Source organism: Paenibacillus terrae, from assembly GCF_000943545.1.
Lineage (GTDB): Bacteria > Bacillota > Bacilli > Paenibacillales > Paenibacillaceae > Paenibacillus > Paenibacillus terrae_A.
This window is the reverse complement of sequence record NZ_JTHP01000009.1, coordinates 74813-89620: the sequence shown is the minus strand read 5'-3', so window position 1 is coordinate 89620 and position 14808 is coordinate 74813. Positions and strand designations below refer to the sequence as shown.

The window sequence follows — 14808 nt, the reverse complement described above, 5'->3', positions numbered from 1 at the left end:
TGACAGTTTCCGACAGGAAATGTCCAACAAGGTGTTCCTTAAAGGGGAAAACAAAAGTGTGAACATCTTGTGTCGCTTTCATGTTACTCCTTTTCGGCTTATAATGGAATTGCAATATACGTATTAATTGTTATGTCTTTTTTGCATATAGAGAGGAAGTGGACGATTTGTTTGAGGATTTGAACGCTTTTGCTGTCATTGTCGAGCAATCCAGCCTGAATAAAGCCTCCAAGCTGCTTAATCTGTCCCAGCCGGCCCTGTCCCGCAAAATCGCCAAGCTGGAGGAAGAGATGGGTGTGAACCTCTTTGATCGGAGGGGCAAACGACTCGAAATTACGTCGACAGGCCGATTTGTATATACCTTCGCACTGGAGCAACGGCAACGGCAGCTCCGCTTTTTGCAAAAGCTGTCCCAGCACAAAAACGAAGCCCAGAGCATGCTCACACTGGGCGCGAGTTTGACGACACTCCAAACGACCCTGCCTACCCTCGTTGAAGCTTTCATGAGCAAGCATCCCCAAACCGAGCTGAAACTACTCACGGGCAAAACCCATGAAATCGTCGCTTTTGTACGCGACAAAAAAGCAGACGCTGGTATTGTCGGGTCTGCCATTCATGAGGCCGGACTGCGTTGCATTCCGCTGTTTGATGATCATTTGGAGCTAGTCGTTCCGATCGGACATGAATTAACGATGAAGACGGGAACGGCCTCGATGAAAGACCTGCAAGGACTGCCGATGATTATTTTTTCCAAGGGAACCTGGTATCGCAGTCTTACAGATGACCTGTTCCAGCGCAGCGGCATCATGCCGGATATCCGTATGGAAATCGACTCGTTCGAGGCGATTGTGCGCCTGCTGCCGACCTGCAAGGCTTCCGCATTGCTGCCCAAATCCTACTTGCGCAGCGAGCTGCTGCGGGATAATGGGCTAACAGCGCTGTACTTGCCCGATCTGAAGGAGACACGACGCACCACCTCCCTTATCTACTCGGAGACGACTGATCTGGGGCCGACAGCACGGCGCTGGATTAGCGAGACACGTGCATCGTTTGCAGGCTATCGTATGGTGTAGCGGAGATCAGCTTTCCTAATTAACGTTAACGACCTCGTCCTCGAAGCGGCCGATATTATCATTGGAGCCGATGATGACCATAATATCGTCCGCTTTTAGCCGATCCATCGCTGTTGGTGCAATCAGGATACCGTTCGCCGTATGAAGCGCGACGATGCTGCAACCAAAGCGGGTGCGGGCATTCAGCTCAGATAGCGTTTTGCCATGCAGACATGCAGGAACGTTGAGTTCTACAATACTGTATTCCTTGGACAGCTCCAAATAATCAAGCAAATTAGGCGTGACCAGTTGATGCGCAACCCGTATCCCCATATCCCGCTCGGGATAAATGACCCGGTCCACACCGAGCTTTTCCAACGCCCGTCCGTGCAGCACAGAAATCGCTTTGGCAACGACTTTGCTCACACCCAGCTCCTTTAGCAAAATGGCAGCCAGAATGCTGACCTGAATATCAGCACCAATCGCAACAATGCCGCAATCGAAATTGCGGATGCCCAGTGATCGTAGTGAATCCTCATCTGTAGCGTCCGCCACGACAGTATGCGTCAACAGCTCACTCATACTGTCCACCACATCCTCATTCCGGTCGATGCCAAGCACCTCGCACCCCATATCTACCAATTGCAAAGCCAGGCTTGAGCCAAATCGTCCCAAACCAATAACTACAAACTGCTGCGTTTTCATATCTACTCGAAAACTCCCTTATCTGAATCAATTTCATAAATGATTGATTCATCCTATAATCATTTTGCCTTCCGGATGACGATATAATTCCTTACCCTTTTTCGGAGTCATTGCATAAGCGAGCGTGAGCGGACCCAATCTGCCCGCAAACATCGTCAGGGTAATGACCAGCTTGCCTATAACTGTCAAATCAGGTGTAAGCCCCATGGACAATCCCACTGTCCCAAATGCAGACACCGTCTCGAACAATATCATCAGAAAATGATGATCCTCGGTTGCCGATAAAATCATCGTCACGCCAATCACAAACAGCAGCCCCAGCAGTGTAATAGTCAAAGCCTTGTAAATTCGCCCCTGCGCAAGCCGGTATTTGAACAGCACAATATCCTCCCGACCCCGCAGCATCGAAATCACGGCTCCAATGAGCAGCGCAAACGTTGTCGTCTTAATACCGCCTCCAGTAGAGCCAGGAGAAGCACCGATAAACATCAATATAACGATGAAAAACTGCGTGGCCTGTCGCAAGCCAGCGATATCTAACGTATTGGCACCTGCGGTGCGTGATGTTACGGACTGGAATAAAGATCCCAGCAGCTTCCCACTCCAATCCAGCGAGCCCAGTGTCTTCGGATTGGTAAACTCGAATACAAAGATGACGAGCGTGCCGACTACAATCAGGGCAGCCGTCATACTGAGTACCACCTTGGTATGCAAGGAAAGTCTCCCGCGCTTGCGGTATTCTACCAGGTCCGACATAACCACAAAGCCGATGCCACCCGAAATAATCAGAAACATAGCTGTAAAATTAACAATAGGATCATACACATAACCTGTCAGGCTGCGAAATTGACCGAATAAATCAAAGCCTGCATTGTTAAACATGGAAATCGCATGCCAGATTCCAAAATAAATCGCCCTGCCTACGGGCATATCAAAGGACCAGCGAATCGCGAATATCGTGGCGCACACGCCCTCAATAATTAGCGAGTACAGCAACACCCTACGAATCAATCCGACAATTCCCTCAACAGAAGTCTGATTCATCGCTTCCTGCAAAATCAGGCGCTCCCGCAAGGAAATACGGCGCTTGAACACCAGCGCAATCAAAGTAGCCATCGTCATAAAGCCGAGACCACCAATCTGGATCAGCGCAGCGATAACCACCTGACCAAAGGTGGTAAAGAAGGTACCGGTATCCTTAACGACAAGACCTGTTACACAGGTTGCGGAGGCAGCTGTAAACAAAGCATCTATAAATGCAAGCGGCTTCCCCGTTGTATTGGAAATCGGCAGCATTAACAACAAGCTGCCTATAAGAATGATAATGGCAAAGCCCACAACGAATATCTGCGGTGGAGAAAGCCGAAGCCATCTTGCATTGGGATTCATCTATTTATCACGGCTCCTACTTGGTGAATTATGAGCATGGAGACGCTCCGGGTGCAGATTGTTCTTCCGATTGCTGTTACCCCCGGATTTTTTTCTGATTTTATAAGCCCTTTTAATGGTTAAAATCCGGTGGTAAAGGCAAACGCTGGCGCTTCTTCAGAACAATTCTGCCCCCTCCGCTTCTGCCAGCTCATAAAATCACCAATCTCTTTTCAGTTTCTTTAGTCCGTTTTTTTAGCAAACAGAAAAGTATCCGCAGAGCAAGATACTTTTACCTATCAGTACTCATCACACTTCATACCTCACTACCTCATGAAACGTTTAATGACTTTAAGGCGGGCAGCAGCGCAGCGATCCATTTGAATCTGGAGAAGCGGTAGCGCTCGCCTGAAAGCTTTCCGCAGGAAAGCTCGCTTCGTAAGCATAAACCATCTCTGAATTTTAACCTTAACAGGGCTTATCTAATCCAATAAAATTCAGAGACAACAGCGATCGGAAGATCAAATGGAGCGCGAAGCGGACTTAACTCAGCAACGTTTTAATTATCCAACTTTTATTCGCACAAAAAAAGACACCGGAAAACCGAGTGCCTGACTTGGTTCCTGCTCACAGCCTACGAGGTTAGCTGACGGATTCGGGCTGCACAGTATGCCCTATTCACACTTCCGGTTCGGGACCGGCTGTAAAATTCACCCCAGTAACATGGTTCCCCCGTTTTCCTATGGAAATTCGGCTCAAATGTATATCGTTACCTATATATTTCATATGCATTGTCTCAACAGATTATAATCCTTCTATATACAGAGCACAAAACCGATTTCGTTGAAATAACGTTAAATTAGCGGTAATTTGAGAATAGGCCACCTTTAATCGCAGCTTATCTTATTTTATTGAAACTTTAAAGTGCTTTCACTCCATTTTCATGAATATCGTAGGTCTGTTGGCGGGAACCTGTGCAGTATGATATCTTTAATGGATGTTCTTATTTACAGATTAAGGAGGAAACTCATGAATCCTATCGGGAAACCGGTCGTGCTCACGGCCAACTTCAAAAGATTAGGCTTGCTGGGCGCGATTGGCCTGATTTGCTTTTTTGTCTTTCAATTGCTTATTCCCTCATTTAGTAATCCGAATCCGGAGGCACTGGCGAATGCCAAGGTCATCAGCAAGCAGGAAGCAGTCATACACGCGCTGGACTTCGCCCGCTCCGAGCTGAGCTATACCGAATTACGGTCTAAGGAGCCTCTGGTGACCTATCAGGCCGAAACGGACCTGTACGGTTATTTATCCAGAGAAAAGCTGCTTCAACAGTATGACCGTACTTGGAAAAAAAGTTATCCTTACGAAACCTTCCGGGTCGATTTACCGGAGCCTTCTTCGAAGAGCAAGTTGCAAATTCATGTGGATTTGTCCACTGGCAAAGTCGTTAGCTTTAAACGAATTACCTCCAGCACCAGTTACACACAAGCTGATATTTCTACGGATGAGCAAGCACGTAGCAGGCTTGTACGTGCAGCCGAGGGAGACATGACGCTGGATGCGAAGGAGCAGGCAGCGACAGCTTGGGTGAAACGCTTTGGCTTTAAGCCGTCGGACTTGAAGCTCGCGACAACCGAAGGCGCGGGTGGATTGAAGTATACCGTGGACGATAAGAAAATCGGTTCCTCAGTGCTTACACTGGCTTTTACTTTTGAAGACGGGGATGTTCGCTCGTTTACACAAAGCTTTTCTGCCCCATCGTCCTATACGGATTATGTCAAAAAACAAACGTACTGGGCAAACTGGATGACCTACGCGGGTTATGCCTTATTAAGCATGGTCTTGGGCATACTTGCCATCGTATACGCCTCACTCACACGACGCCACACTTCCTTTGTACGCGGCATTGTTCTGTCCATTGTATATTTTGCTGCCAGTATGGCAGGGACATTTAACATGCTACCTATGCTGCAAGCAGAAGCAGGCGGTCGGGGAGCGCTTATATTTCTTATGATTTTGCAAGTTGTGGTTTCCTTCGTAATGGCTGTAGCGATCTACTTCTCCTTGGTCGGCGGTGACGGGCTGATGCGCAAGGTTGGACTGAATGCATGGCCACGCGCCAAAGAGCCAGGCTATGGGCTGTATGTGCTTCGAAGTATGTATGTTGGCTACTTGTGGGCCTTTATTTTACTTGGGGTGCAATCCATTTTGTTCTTTGTACTGGAGCGCACGCTTAATACGTTCTCCACAACAGATGCCACACAGTCTCCTTACAACATGGCTTATCCATGGCTACTGCCGATTATGGCTTGGATGGCAGGTATTGGAGAGGAAGCCGTATACCGTCTGTTTGGTATTCCAATGGTGAAAAAAATAGTGAGAAATACTTTTGTTGCCTGTCTGATCACCACATTGATTTGGGCACTGGGGCACACACTGTATCCGATCTATCCGGTCATTTCCAGACCGATTGAGCTGACCTTCCTTGGATTGCTGTTCAGTTTTGTGTTTCTGCGTTATGGCTTTATTGCCGCCATGTTCAGCCACATTATTTTTGACAGCATTCTGATGGGACTGAGTGTGATGACGCTAGGAGATAGCGTGAACCTGTTCGCAGGTATATTCTGGATCGTGCTCCCTGCCATTGTGGCTTATATCATGTACTGGTTTAGTCCAAAGAAACCAAATCGAGTTATGTTTGAGCCCATAAAAAAAGAAGAGCCGTATTCTACGACTCCTCCTCCCGAAGGGCAGCTATAATCTGACGCGCAAGCTTATCACCAATAGAGAGAGGCCGGAAGTCTTCGACGCTGGCCTCTCTTATTTTTTTAAGCGAACCAAAATGCTTAAGCAGCAGCTTACGCCGCTTCTCGCCAATTCCCGGAATCGAGTCCAAACGAGAGGTTACCATGGATTTGCCCCGTTGCTCACGATGGAATGTAATGGCGAATCGGTGAACCTCGTCCTGAATCCGTTGCAGCAGGTAAAATTCTTCACTGTTGCGGGCTAGTGTCACGGCCTCAGGAGAATCCCCCACCAGTAGTTGAGAGGTTCTGTGTTTGGCATCCTTCACCAGACCACACACAGGAATGAACAAACCCAGTTCATTCTCCAGCACATCCACAGCGGCCTTAATCTGTCCGCGTCCACCATCGACGACGATCAAATTCGGACGCTCCAGATTTTCCTTGAGCACACGTTCATATCGACGCCGAATGACCTCACGCATCGTTTCATAATCATCCGGCCCCTGCACTGAACGGATTTTATATTTACGGTACTCCTTCTTGGCAGGCTTGCCATCAATGAACACAATCATTGCCGAGACTGGATCGGACCCCTGTATGTTGGAGTTATCAAACGCCTCCACGCGATGCAGGCTGTCCAGCCCAATCGCACGCCCCAGATTGCTTGCAGCCTTGGATGTCCGTTCCTCGTCCCGTTCAATCAGCTTAAACTTCTCATCCAAAGCGACCCGTGCATTTTCCGTAGCCATCCCTGTCATTTGCTTTTTCAGTCCACGCTGAGGCACCAGTACCTTTACATCCAGCCATTCAGCCAGAGCTAGAGCCGCCGTAGCTGGTTCCTCCAGCCCGCCTGACAGTTGGGTTTCAGTATGGTCTCGATCCGTTGCTTCTCCATAAGAAGCACGCTCCTCTGCCACCAGCAGTGCATCAGCAAGACGCTCGAACGGATGCTCTGCATTCTGCACATCCGGCACTGTCCCTGCTTCTTGTGCAGCATCGTTACTGGTCTGTCCCGTTCCCTCGGTTGTTGCAGTGTGAGGAACAACCTCCGCCACAGCCGATTGACCGACATCCCCCAGTTCCGCCTGCTTCACCAGTTTAGGTGTATCCGGCAGCAATATTTCCTGCGGCACCGCCGGGTTATCACTATAATATTGCGTTACATAGGACATAAAATCGCTGTAAGCCTCTCCATAAAAAGGAAACGTAGACATATGCCGCTCGATCATTTTACCTTTACGAACATATAGGATCTGCACACACATCCAGCCCTTATCCACCGAAAATCCGAATACATCGCGGTCCTTCGCATCGGCTGTCGTGATCTTCTGCTTTTCCATCATCGCGTCAATGCTGATAATCTGGTCGCGTAGCTCCTTGGCACGCTCAAAGTACAGCTCCTCTGCGGCCTCCTGCATTTTGCGTTGAAGATCCTTTTTGATTTCCTCATGCCCGCCACTCAAAAAAGAACCGATCTCCTGACCAATCTGGTCATACGTTTCCTTCTCAACCTCTTTCACACAAGGCCCCAAGCATTGATGCATATGATAATAAAGGCACACTTCCTTCGGCATCACACCGCACTTGCGTAACGGGTACATGCGGTCCAGCAACTTCTTCGTCTGATGTGCCGCGTAGGAATTAGGATAAGGGCCAAAATATTTTGCTTTATCTTTCAGAACGCGCCGGGTCACCTCCAGCTTGGGGTGCTCCTCGTTCGTAATTTTCAAATACGGAAAGGTTTTGTCATCCTTCAACAGCACGTTATAGCGCGGCTGATGCTTTTTAATCAGGTTGCACTCCAGAATGAGCGCCTCCATATTACTGCCCGTAACGATATATTCAAAATCACGGATATCGGAAACCAGTCGCTGCGTCTTGCCGTTATGGCTGCCTGTAAAATAGGAACGGACCCGGTTTTTCAGCACTTTGGCCTTGCCGACATAAATGATGGTGCCCTCACTGTTCTTCATCAAGTAACAGCCCGATGCATCCGGCAGCAACGCTAATTTGTGCCGTATGTTCTCCAGCGCCTTCTCCTGATTCCGCAAGTCCTCCGCATAAGATTCCATTCGCCCGGTTCCTCCTTCCATTCTTAAATGACTTCGACTACTATATAATATGCAGGAATAATACACAAAAACGCCCCCGGTATTTACAACCGGAGGCATTGACCGTTCATGGCCGCTCTCCAAGCCCCCGCAGGAGCATGGGTCACATGCAATGATTACTGGTGTTTGGTAAGCATGCTTTTCAGCGCTTCTTTGGAGTTCAGACCTACCACTTTATCAACAGGCTGTCCGTCTTTGAAGACGATCAGGGTAGGAATGCTCATAACGCCGAAACGGGAAGCAGACTCTGGATTTTCATCCACGTTCACTTTCGCGATTTTGACGCTGTCGCCAACTTCTGTGGAGAGATCCTCCAGAATAGGAGCGATCATTTTGCAAGGCCCGCACCATGGCGCCCAAAAATCAACTAAAACGGTTCCTGTACCTTCGACTTCTGCGTTGAAGGATTGGTCGGACACGTTAACAATTGCCATTGTATGTTCCTCCTTTATAGAAAAGTCAAGATTATTATAACCTGTAATTTCTTTTTTGACACCTTTTAATTATATCACAATAGTTTTTTAATTGTAAGATATCAAAATAGCAAATGGATTTACAATTATCCTCGCTGATTTTTCCCTTTAACGGTAATAACATCTACAAAAGGGCGAATCCGATCCATCAAACGCTGTCCCTTGTACAATTCCTCACCGTCCTTGCTCGTAAAGCTCAAATGCTTCTCCAGCCCCTGCAACGAGTAATTCGAAGTATAAAAGGTAGGTTTGCGGTTCATTCGGTAATTCAAAATCGAGCCCATCACATGATCCCGTACCCATGGACTCAAATTTTCGGCTCCAATGTCGTCAAATACGAGCAGATCACAATTTTTAAGCATTTCGGTCGTTTCCTTCAGCTTTTGTCCTTCCTGAATCATGGACTTTAAGTCCTCCACAAAATCAGGCATATACACGATCACACCGTTCAGCCCGGACAGCGCCAACTCGTGCAGCAGATATCCCATTAAAAAGGTTTTACCCGTACCAAACGTACCTTCCAGGTAGAGTCCTTTTTTGGATAAGCCCTGGCTTTTCGTTTCTTCGATGTAACGGAATAGCTGTGTGACTGCGGGCATACGTTGTGAGTCCTTACGCGCAATCTCAAGGGCATTATAGCCTTCCAAGAGCGCACGCTCATCCACATAAAAGCTTTTAATCCGCTGACGCACCCGCTGTTCGTGCTGTGAAGCTACCAGTTTGGCGCAAGGGGTACGGATGTCCACCATTTCGGCTGTACCATTCGGATATTCCACGCCCAGCTTGCAAAAATGTCCCTGAAAATCGTTAGGACACTGTTCGAGTCCCGGACAGTTGCCGCAATTCTTACGATCCCGGGTATACTGAAAAAGCATGCTCATGTTTAATCGCAGTTGTGCTTCGTCAATATCGGGATGCGCAGCGCAAAATTCCTGCACCAGCGGATCATTGAGAACCTGATCGGCCACATTGCGCGTGCGCTGGCGAAACGAAGGGTTCTGCATCTGCTGTAGCAAATCGCCCAATGATTCCAAGAACGCTCCTCCTTTCTAAAATGTGTAGAGCTATCCACTACACCTTTTTCTGTTTACCAGATTGCATTCGTTCGGCTAGGCGCAGCAGTTCATCCAATTCTTCCTCGGATACGGATTCCTCGGAAGGATGATCCTGTACGATGGGAATGGATGGCTTGGATGGGCCGCTGTTTTTGGCATACGAACGCGAACGGCCGCCGGAAGGAGAAGCAGCGGACTGCTTGCCTTTTACCTTGGCTTGATCACGTATATATTGAACGGCCTTTTCGTAGGTGCTTACTTGCTTTAACAGCATATTAGAAGCGACGGCCTCGACAAAGTTTCGGTTAATCCGCTGATCGCTTCCTGATACCAGCAGGGACATTAAATAATGGATAAGTACATTGATGACTTCACCGGGCAGCTTGTAGCTGATATCAATCTTTTCGAATATATCCAGCAGGTTACCTGGAACCGTGCCGGGGAAAAAGGTTTGCAGCAAACGACGATAAGGCTCATTGCGCAGCATCATATTATATTGGTGAATGTCGCACTTGGCTGTGAACTGTGGTGGAACCTCCACATAAAATTCCATCTCCACGGCTTGCTCCGCAGGCGGCTCTTCTGGATTGGCAGCTTCTCTCTGGCGCAAGGCAACCACTTTGGCGGCCTGCACCTGCTGTTCCTCCTGACGCTTCCGATCCTGTCTGGAATGCTGGCTGGCCCGGAGTTGAAGCTCGTCTAGCAGCAAATCGCCCGCTTCGGTAAAAACACCGTCCTCATCCAGCAAGCGGCTGATGTCCTGTACAGATAAGTCAAATTTGCGAACAACGTAATTGACCATGCCTAACTGCTCGTGCTCAAAACGCAGACGCTCTACATGCTTGCGATTAACGGATTCACGCGGAAAACGGAGAATGATGTCTGCATAATTCAGCCCTTCCTCCGACTCTGCGGCCAAAGCCCCATTGTGACGCCCCGAAGACACCTCGGACAGCGCCTGCTCCAACTCGTAATCAATGACATGGGTGTTCAGCTCAAATAACTCGTAAAACGGAATAGATATATTCTCTTTATTATAGGAAGATTGCGACCATTCCGCAGATTCGCTGCTCCACAGCGATTCTCGCAGAGAAAGCACCGCAAACTTGCCAATTTTGTCTCTCAACAAAAGAGTAAGATGCTGCGTCCTGAAAAAATCGGCAGGTGCAAGCGGTGGCTGCATCTCATATTCATACATATAGTCGTCCGTTTCCGGTGCATACAGCCTGGACGTCTGCAACAGACCGACAGCCTCCAGCTTGGAGGTCTGTTCAATTAGATGCTTGCGTCCCTTCTCACTCGGCTCCAGCCCTAGTGTCAGAAAAAGACGACGCTGCTGCTCCAGCGGCGAATAACCGATCTGTCCGACTGGCACATGCTGGAACAATAGCCGATACAGGCTGACCGCAAATGCGCCTACCATCGGCTGATAGACGCTTCCCAGCATCAATTCATCCAGTGCGCTCAAGCCGAATTCCCGATAAACGCAGTAGCGGTGGTTCTCAGTATAGTGCAGCAGGTTTTTCATCCGCATTCCAACATTCTTCCTTTCCTGACATAACGGTCTCCAAGATGTTTTTCTATTCTATCATACTTGACCCCAGCTGAGACCAGCAAAATAAGTCCAATTGTCCTCCTTTTTGGCAGCCTCATTCGTCCGCGTTCCCCTTTTTTCGAGAATACTAACTATTTTACGACTTGTGACCTGCATCACGGAAAAAATAAAATTCTTCACATTTCTTTCATTGGTGAAAATCCTTTATTTGGGCTACAATATAATAGTTAAGCATTACACATTTTTCATTCGCAGGACATACTTAAAACGCACATGTTTCGGCCATGCCGATGATTATTTACAGATTTGAAAAAGGAGTGACCATTGTGAACCAACATCAACCTCAACAACCCCCATCAACGCCAAATGAAGTAGCATCCACGCTGGAAGGCTGGTATGCACTTCACGATTTCCGGTCCATCAACTGGACGGCATGGAAAACAGCAGACGATGAAGAACGCGCCGGGGCGCTGGACGAGCTTCAAGAATTTATGAAGGAATGGAGCGTTACCGAGGAAGCGGGTCTGGGCAGCTCTGCCGTATATACTGTAATCGGACAAAAGGCTGATTTTGTTATGTTACATCTACGCGAAACGCTGGAAGACCTCAACAAACTCGAAAATGAGTTTAACAAAACAACCTTTGCCAAATATACGACTAAAACCTACTCTTACGTGAGTGTGGTGGAGCTGAGCAACTATTTGAGCAAAGAAGAAGATCCGATGCAAAATCCGCAAATTGTTGCACGTCTGAAGCCTGTTTTGAACAAGGCTCGATACATTTGCTTCTATCCGATGAACAAAAAACGCGATCTGGATGACAACTGGTACATGCTTTCCATGGATGAGCGTCGCACTCTGATGCGCAGCCACGGTTTGATCGGACGCAGCTATGCTGGCAAAGTGAAGCAAATCATTTCCGGTTCTATCGGCTTCGACGATTGGGAATGGGGTGTCACGCTGTTCGCCGACGACGCACTTCAATTTAAAAAGCTGATCTACGAAATGCGTTTTGACGAAGTCAGCGCCCGTTACGGCGAGTTCGGCTCCTTCTATGTCGGCAGCGTCCTGAACGAGGAAACATTTGAAGACATGTTAAAGCTATAAAACGACCAAGGATTTCGTGAGCTCCCGCTTTAGGGACTGCGGAATCCTTTTTATATGCTGCAAAGCCGCACAAGATGAGAAAAGGCCCCCTCACAGGCGCCTAAAAAATCATATTCTTTGATATTAGTGTAACACAGGTTCAACCACTACAGCTGCATCCTCGCTTTTTGCTAGCTTTCTTTTCTCCAGAGCAATCAGAATAAAGATCAGAAGCAACAAAGCACTTAACAGGATCAAAAATCCTCCAACCTCAGGAATGAAATACTTCAAGCTTCCGCCCTTGAATCCCATCCCTCTCAAAAACTTGAAATGCCAGGTTAATGGAAGAATGTTACTTACATACTGCAACGATGGAGGTAGCATAGCTACAGGCAATTGAGCACCACTCAGCATAAACGAAGGTAATATAAGCAGCATGAGACGCGGGGAAGCTTTTCCCGGATTAGCCGCACTCCATCCCAGAACCATTGCAAACAAACCCAAAGTAATCGTGTACATTAGAAACGGAATACTCATTTGCCATACATTGGCTTCAAAACGGAGTCCGCCGATCTGCTTGAGCAAACCAATGGATAGAAAAAAGGATACACATCCTACTACCGCATACGGTATCACCCTCAAAATCAGACCGTATGAATGCTGCAGCTCTTCTTTTAATCGTCCTTCCTCCCGTAAGCGAGGAACAATCGTCAGCGTAGCAGCACCAATCAGCGAAATCATGATTGTATTCATAAACCCCATAACCGAGGTCATCAGCGTAACGTTGGTGGGATTATACAATAGCCGCTGCTGGAGCAGCATATTGGAGGTAAGCCCTGTAACCTGGCTGTCACTCATTCCCATGCCCTTTAGTCCACTACCAGCCAGCATCGCATTTTCCGTGGCAATAATCTCCGTCACCGCCGACCGCAGATTCCCTGTAGCCAGCCCGACCGTGTTATCTACATAAAAGCCGATGTTGCTCTGGACTCCCTTAACTCTATTCTCCTCCAGACCTGCCGGAAGATAAATCACTGCAAAAAACTTTTCATTATATAAGAGTAAATTCGGATCGGCTTCATTCTCTTGCACATAACGTACATCAATATACTGGGATGCATTTAATTTATTAATAAGCTGTCGGCTATAATTGCTATGATCTAAATCGACTACAGCGACAGAGGCATCATTAAGCTGATTGTTTTTAAAAACAAACCCTAAAGATGCCGATACGACAATCGGGACGAGCAGCATAACGAATACCAGCTTGCCGCTGATCAATAGCTTCCATTCCTCTATAAACGCCTTCATTTCGTCACAACCTCTATCGTCATTCCAGGTAATAATTCAGGTGTTCGCTGAACATCTACTCTTACCTGGAAGGAGCTTATATCCGACAAACCTTTATCCCGGCTCATTCTCATGTTGGTATATTGCGGAGCAGAGGTAACGTATCTCACCTTGCCTTGAATATTTCTGTCTAAAGCTACGACATGTGAAGCCACATTTTCCCCTGCTTTAAACTGTGAGATGGAATCCTCATCCACATAAATATCATAGTATAGCTGGTTGGTTTCAATAACGACGCCTGTTGCCCCCGTAGCAACGATTTCCCCCATCTTGGGAACAATGCGGGACACTTTACCGTCTGCGGATGCCTTCAGCACCGTACGTCCGCGCTGCAATTCCAAGGTTTTCAGCTGAACGGTTAATGCCTGCTTTTGTTGAGCCAGAAGATCCACGTTGTATTCACTATTTTTAACATCTTTACGTGTTTGGGAGGTCTGGGTAAGTGCTTCCTTGGCCTTTTCTGTTTTGATGCGGGCCTGTTCGCGTTCCTCTGCGGTTGCGCCTGCCTCCATTTTTTCCAGAGCGGTTTGCTGCTGGGCGATACTATTTTTAGCAATGTCGGATTGTTTGCTGGCCGCAGTAATCTGATTATTGGCAATCTCCACCTGATCCCGGGCTGTATCCAGCGTAATTTGGGCAGAATCCAGTTGGTTTTTAGCGTTATCCAGCTCCGCCTTGGTTCCAGCCCCGGCATCGTACAAAGCTTTGATACGGTTGTAATTGACTTTAGCCAGCTCATGCGCCTGTTGTCTGGAGGTCACTGTCTTTTGCGCGATCTCTGCATTTCTTTTGGCTGTCTCCACCCCTGTCAGAGATGCGTCCAGCGATTGCTGCGCCGCTTCAATCGCCAGCTTTTGCTTCTGGATATCCTCCGCACGTGTGCCTTGGTTCAACAGGGATTCTCCCGCTTGCGCAGCCTGAATATCCAGTTGCCCCTGTTTTTCTGAAGTCGAAATTTTCTCCGACTGATTTTGCAGTCCGTCTTTAGCCTGCTTTATTTTTACATCAGCCTGCGCGATATCCGTTTTTAATTTCTCAATTTGCAGATCGAGGTCCACAGGATCGAGGGTCATGAGCACATCCCCTTTTTTCACCTGTTGTTCCTCCTTCACCTCAATGGTGTTCACTCTTCCCCCAACGCCCTGAAAGGCAGCATTTACGGTATCTGCCGTAAGCAGCGTGTTTTTTTGTGTGGCAGCCATACTCACAGCATCCTTGCCGCTCATAGCCATCAGCGTACCTCCAGTACCTAACGCGGCAATAAGTATAACGTACACAATGATCTTCTTATTCATTGCAATGAACTC

General features: G+C 47.8%; 11 protein-coding genes and 1 riboswitch. Of the genes, 3 read left to right on the top strand and 8 right to left on the bottom strand.

The window, feature by feature from the left end:
• Positions 1-167: 167 nt before the first annotated feature.
• Positions 168-1073 carry a LysR family transcriptional regulator gene (locus QD47_RS07175; RefSeq protein WP_044645479.1) on the top strand — a complete coding sequence of 302 codons (906 nt, stop codon included), beginning with the start codon at positions 168-170 and terminating at the stop codon, positions 1071-1073.
• A gap of 15 nt (positions 1074-1088) precedes the next feature.
• Here QD47_RS07175 and QD47_RS07170 read toward each other — a convergent pair whose 3' ends face one another.
• Both QD47_RS07170 and QD47_RS07165 read right to left on the bottom strand, forming a co-directional pair.
• Positions 1089-1757 (bottom strand): potassium channel family protein, encoded by a 669-nt coding sequence (locus QD47_RS07170; protein WP_044645478.1) that lies wholly within the window; start codon positions 1755-1757, stop codon positions 1089-1091.
• A 48-nt stretch (positions 1758-1805) separates the two neighbouring features.
• Positions 1806-3146 (bottom strand): TrkH family potassium uptake protein, encoded by a 1341-nt coding sequence (locus QD47_RS07165; protein WP_044645477.1) that lies wholly within the window; start codon positions 3144-3146, stop codon positions 1806-1808.
• 595 nt (positions 3147-3741) lie between these two features.
• Positions 3742-3891: riboswitch (cyclic di-AMP (ydaO/yuaA leader) on the bottom strand.
• Positions 3892-4154: 263 nt separating this feature from the next.
• On the opposite strand from QD47_RS07165, the gene QD47_RS07160 reads away from it, so the two are divergent.
• Entirely contained in the window at positions 4155-5885 is a 1731-nt protein-coding gene (locus QD47_RS07160; protein WP_044645476.1) for a CPBP family intramembrane glutamic endopeptidase, read from the top strand.
• On the opposite strand, the gene uvrC is transcribed toward QD47_RS07160, so the two are convergent.
• The 4 genes from uvrC to QD47_RS07140 form a co-directional block, all read right to left on the bottom strand.
• Positions 5854-7944, bottom strand: a complete 2091-nt coding sequence (gene uvrC / locus QD47_RS07155; RefSeq protein WP_044645475.1) for an excinuclease ABC subunit UvrC — start codon at positions 7942-7944, stop codon at positions 5854-5856. The two genes, QD47_RS07160 and uvrC, sit on opposite strands and share 32 nt — an antisense overlap.
• Before the next feature lie 155 nt (positions 7945-8099).
• Positions 8100-8417, bottom strand: a complete 318-nt coding sequence (trxA, locus tag QD47_RS07150) for a thioredoxin (protein WP_010347861.1) — start codon at positions 8415-8417, stop codon at positions 8100-8102.
• Positions 8418-8542: 125 nt separating this feature from the next.
• Positions 8543-9490, bottom strand: a complete 948-nt coding sequence (gene dnaI, locus QD47_RS07145; protein WP_044645474.1) for a primosomal protein DnaI — start codon at positions 9488-9490, stop codon at positions 8543-8545.
• A 37-nt stretch (positions 9491-9527) separates the two neighbouring features.
• Positions 9528-11045, bottom strand: a complete 1518-nt coding sequence (locus tag QD47_RS07140) for a replication initiation and membrane attachment family protein (RefSeq protein WP_044645473.1) — start codon at positions 11043-11045, stop codon at positions 9528-9530.
• Between the two features lie 347 nt (positions 11046-11392).
• Between QD47_RS07140 and hemQ the strand changes: the two genes are divergently transcribed.
• On the top strand, positions 11393-12172 hold the full coding sequence (gene hemQ / locus QD47_RS07135; protein ID WP_044645472.1) for a hydrogen peroxide-dependent heme synthase: 780 nt from the start codon (positions 11393-11395) through the stop codon (positions 12170-12172).
• Positions 12173-12295: 123 nt separating this feature from the next.
• On the opposite strand, the gene QD47_RS07130 is transcribed toward hemQ, so the two are convergent.
• Together QD47_RS07130 and QD47_RS07125 are read right to left on the bottom strand one after the other, a co-directional pair.
• Positions 12296-13462: an ABC transporter permease gene (locus QD47_RS07130; protein WP_044645471.1), complete on the bottom strand. Its 1167-nt coding sequence runs from the start codon at positions 13460-13462 to the stop codon at positions 12296-12298.
• Positions 13459-14796 carry an HlyD family secretion protein gene (locus QD47_RS07125; protein ID WP_044645470.1) on the bottom strand — a complete coding sequence of 446 codons (1338 nt, stop codon included), beginning with the start codon at positions 14794-14796 and terminating at the stop codon, positions 13459-13461. The genes QD47_RS07130 and QD47_RS07125 overlap by 4 nt, the downstream gene beginning before the upstream one ends.
• Positions 14797-14808: the final 12 nt, after the last annotated feature.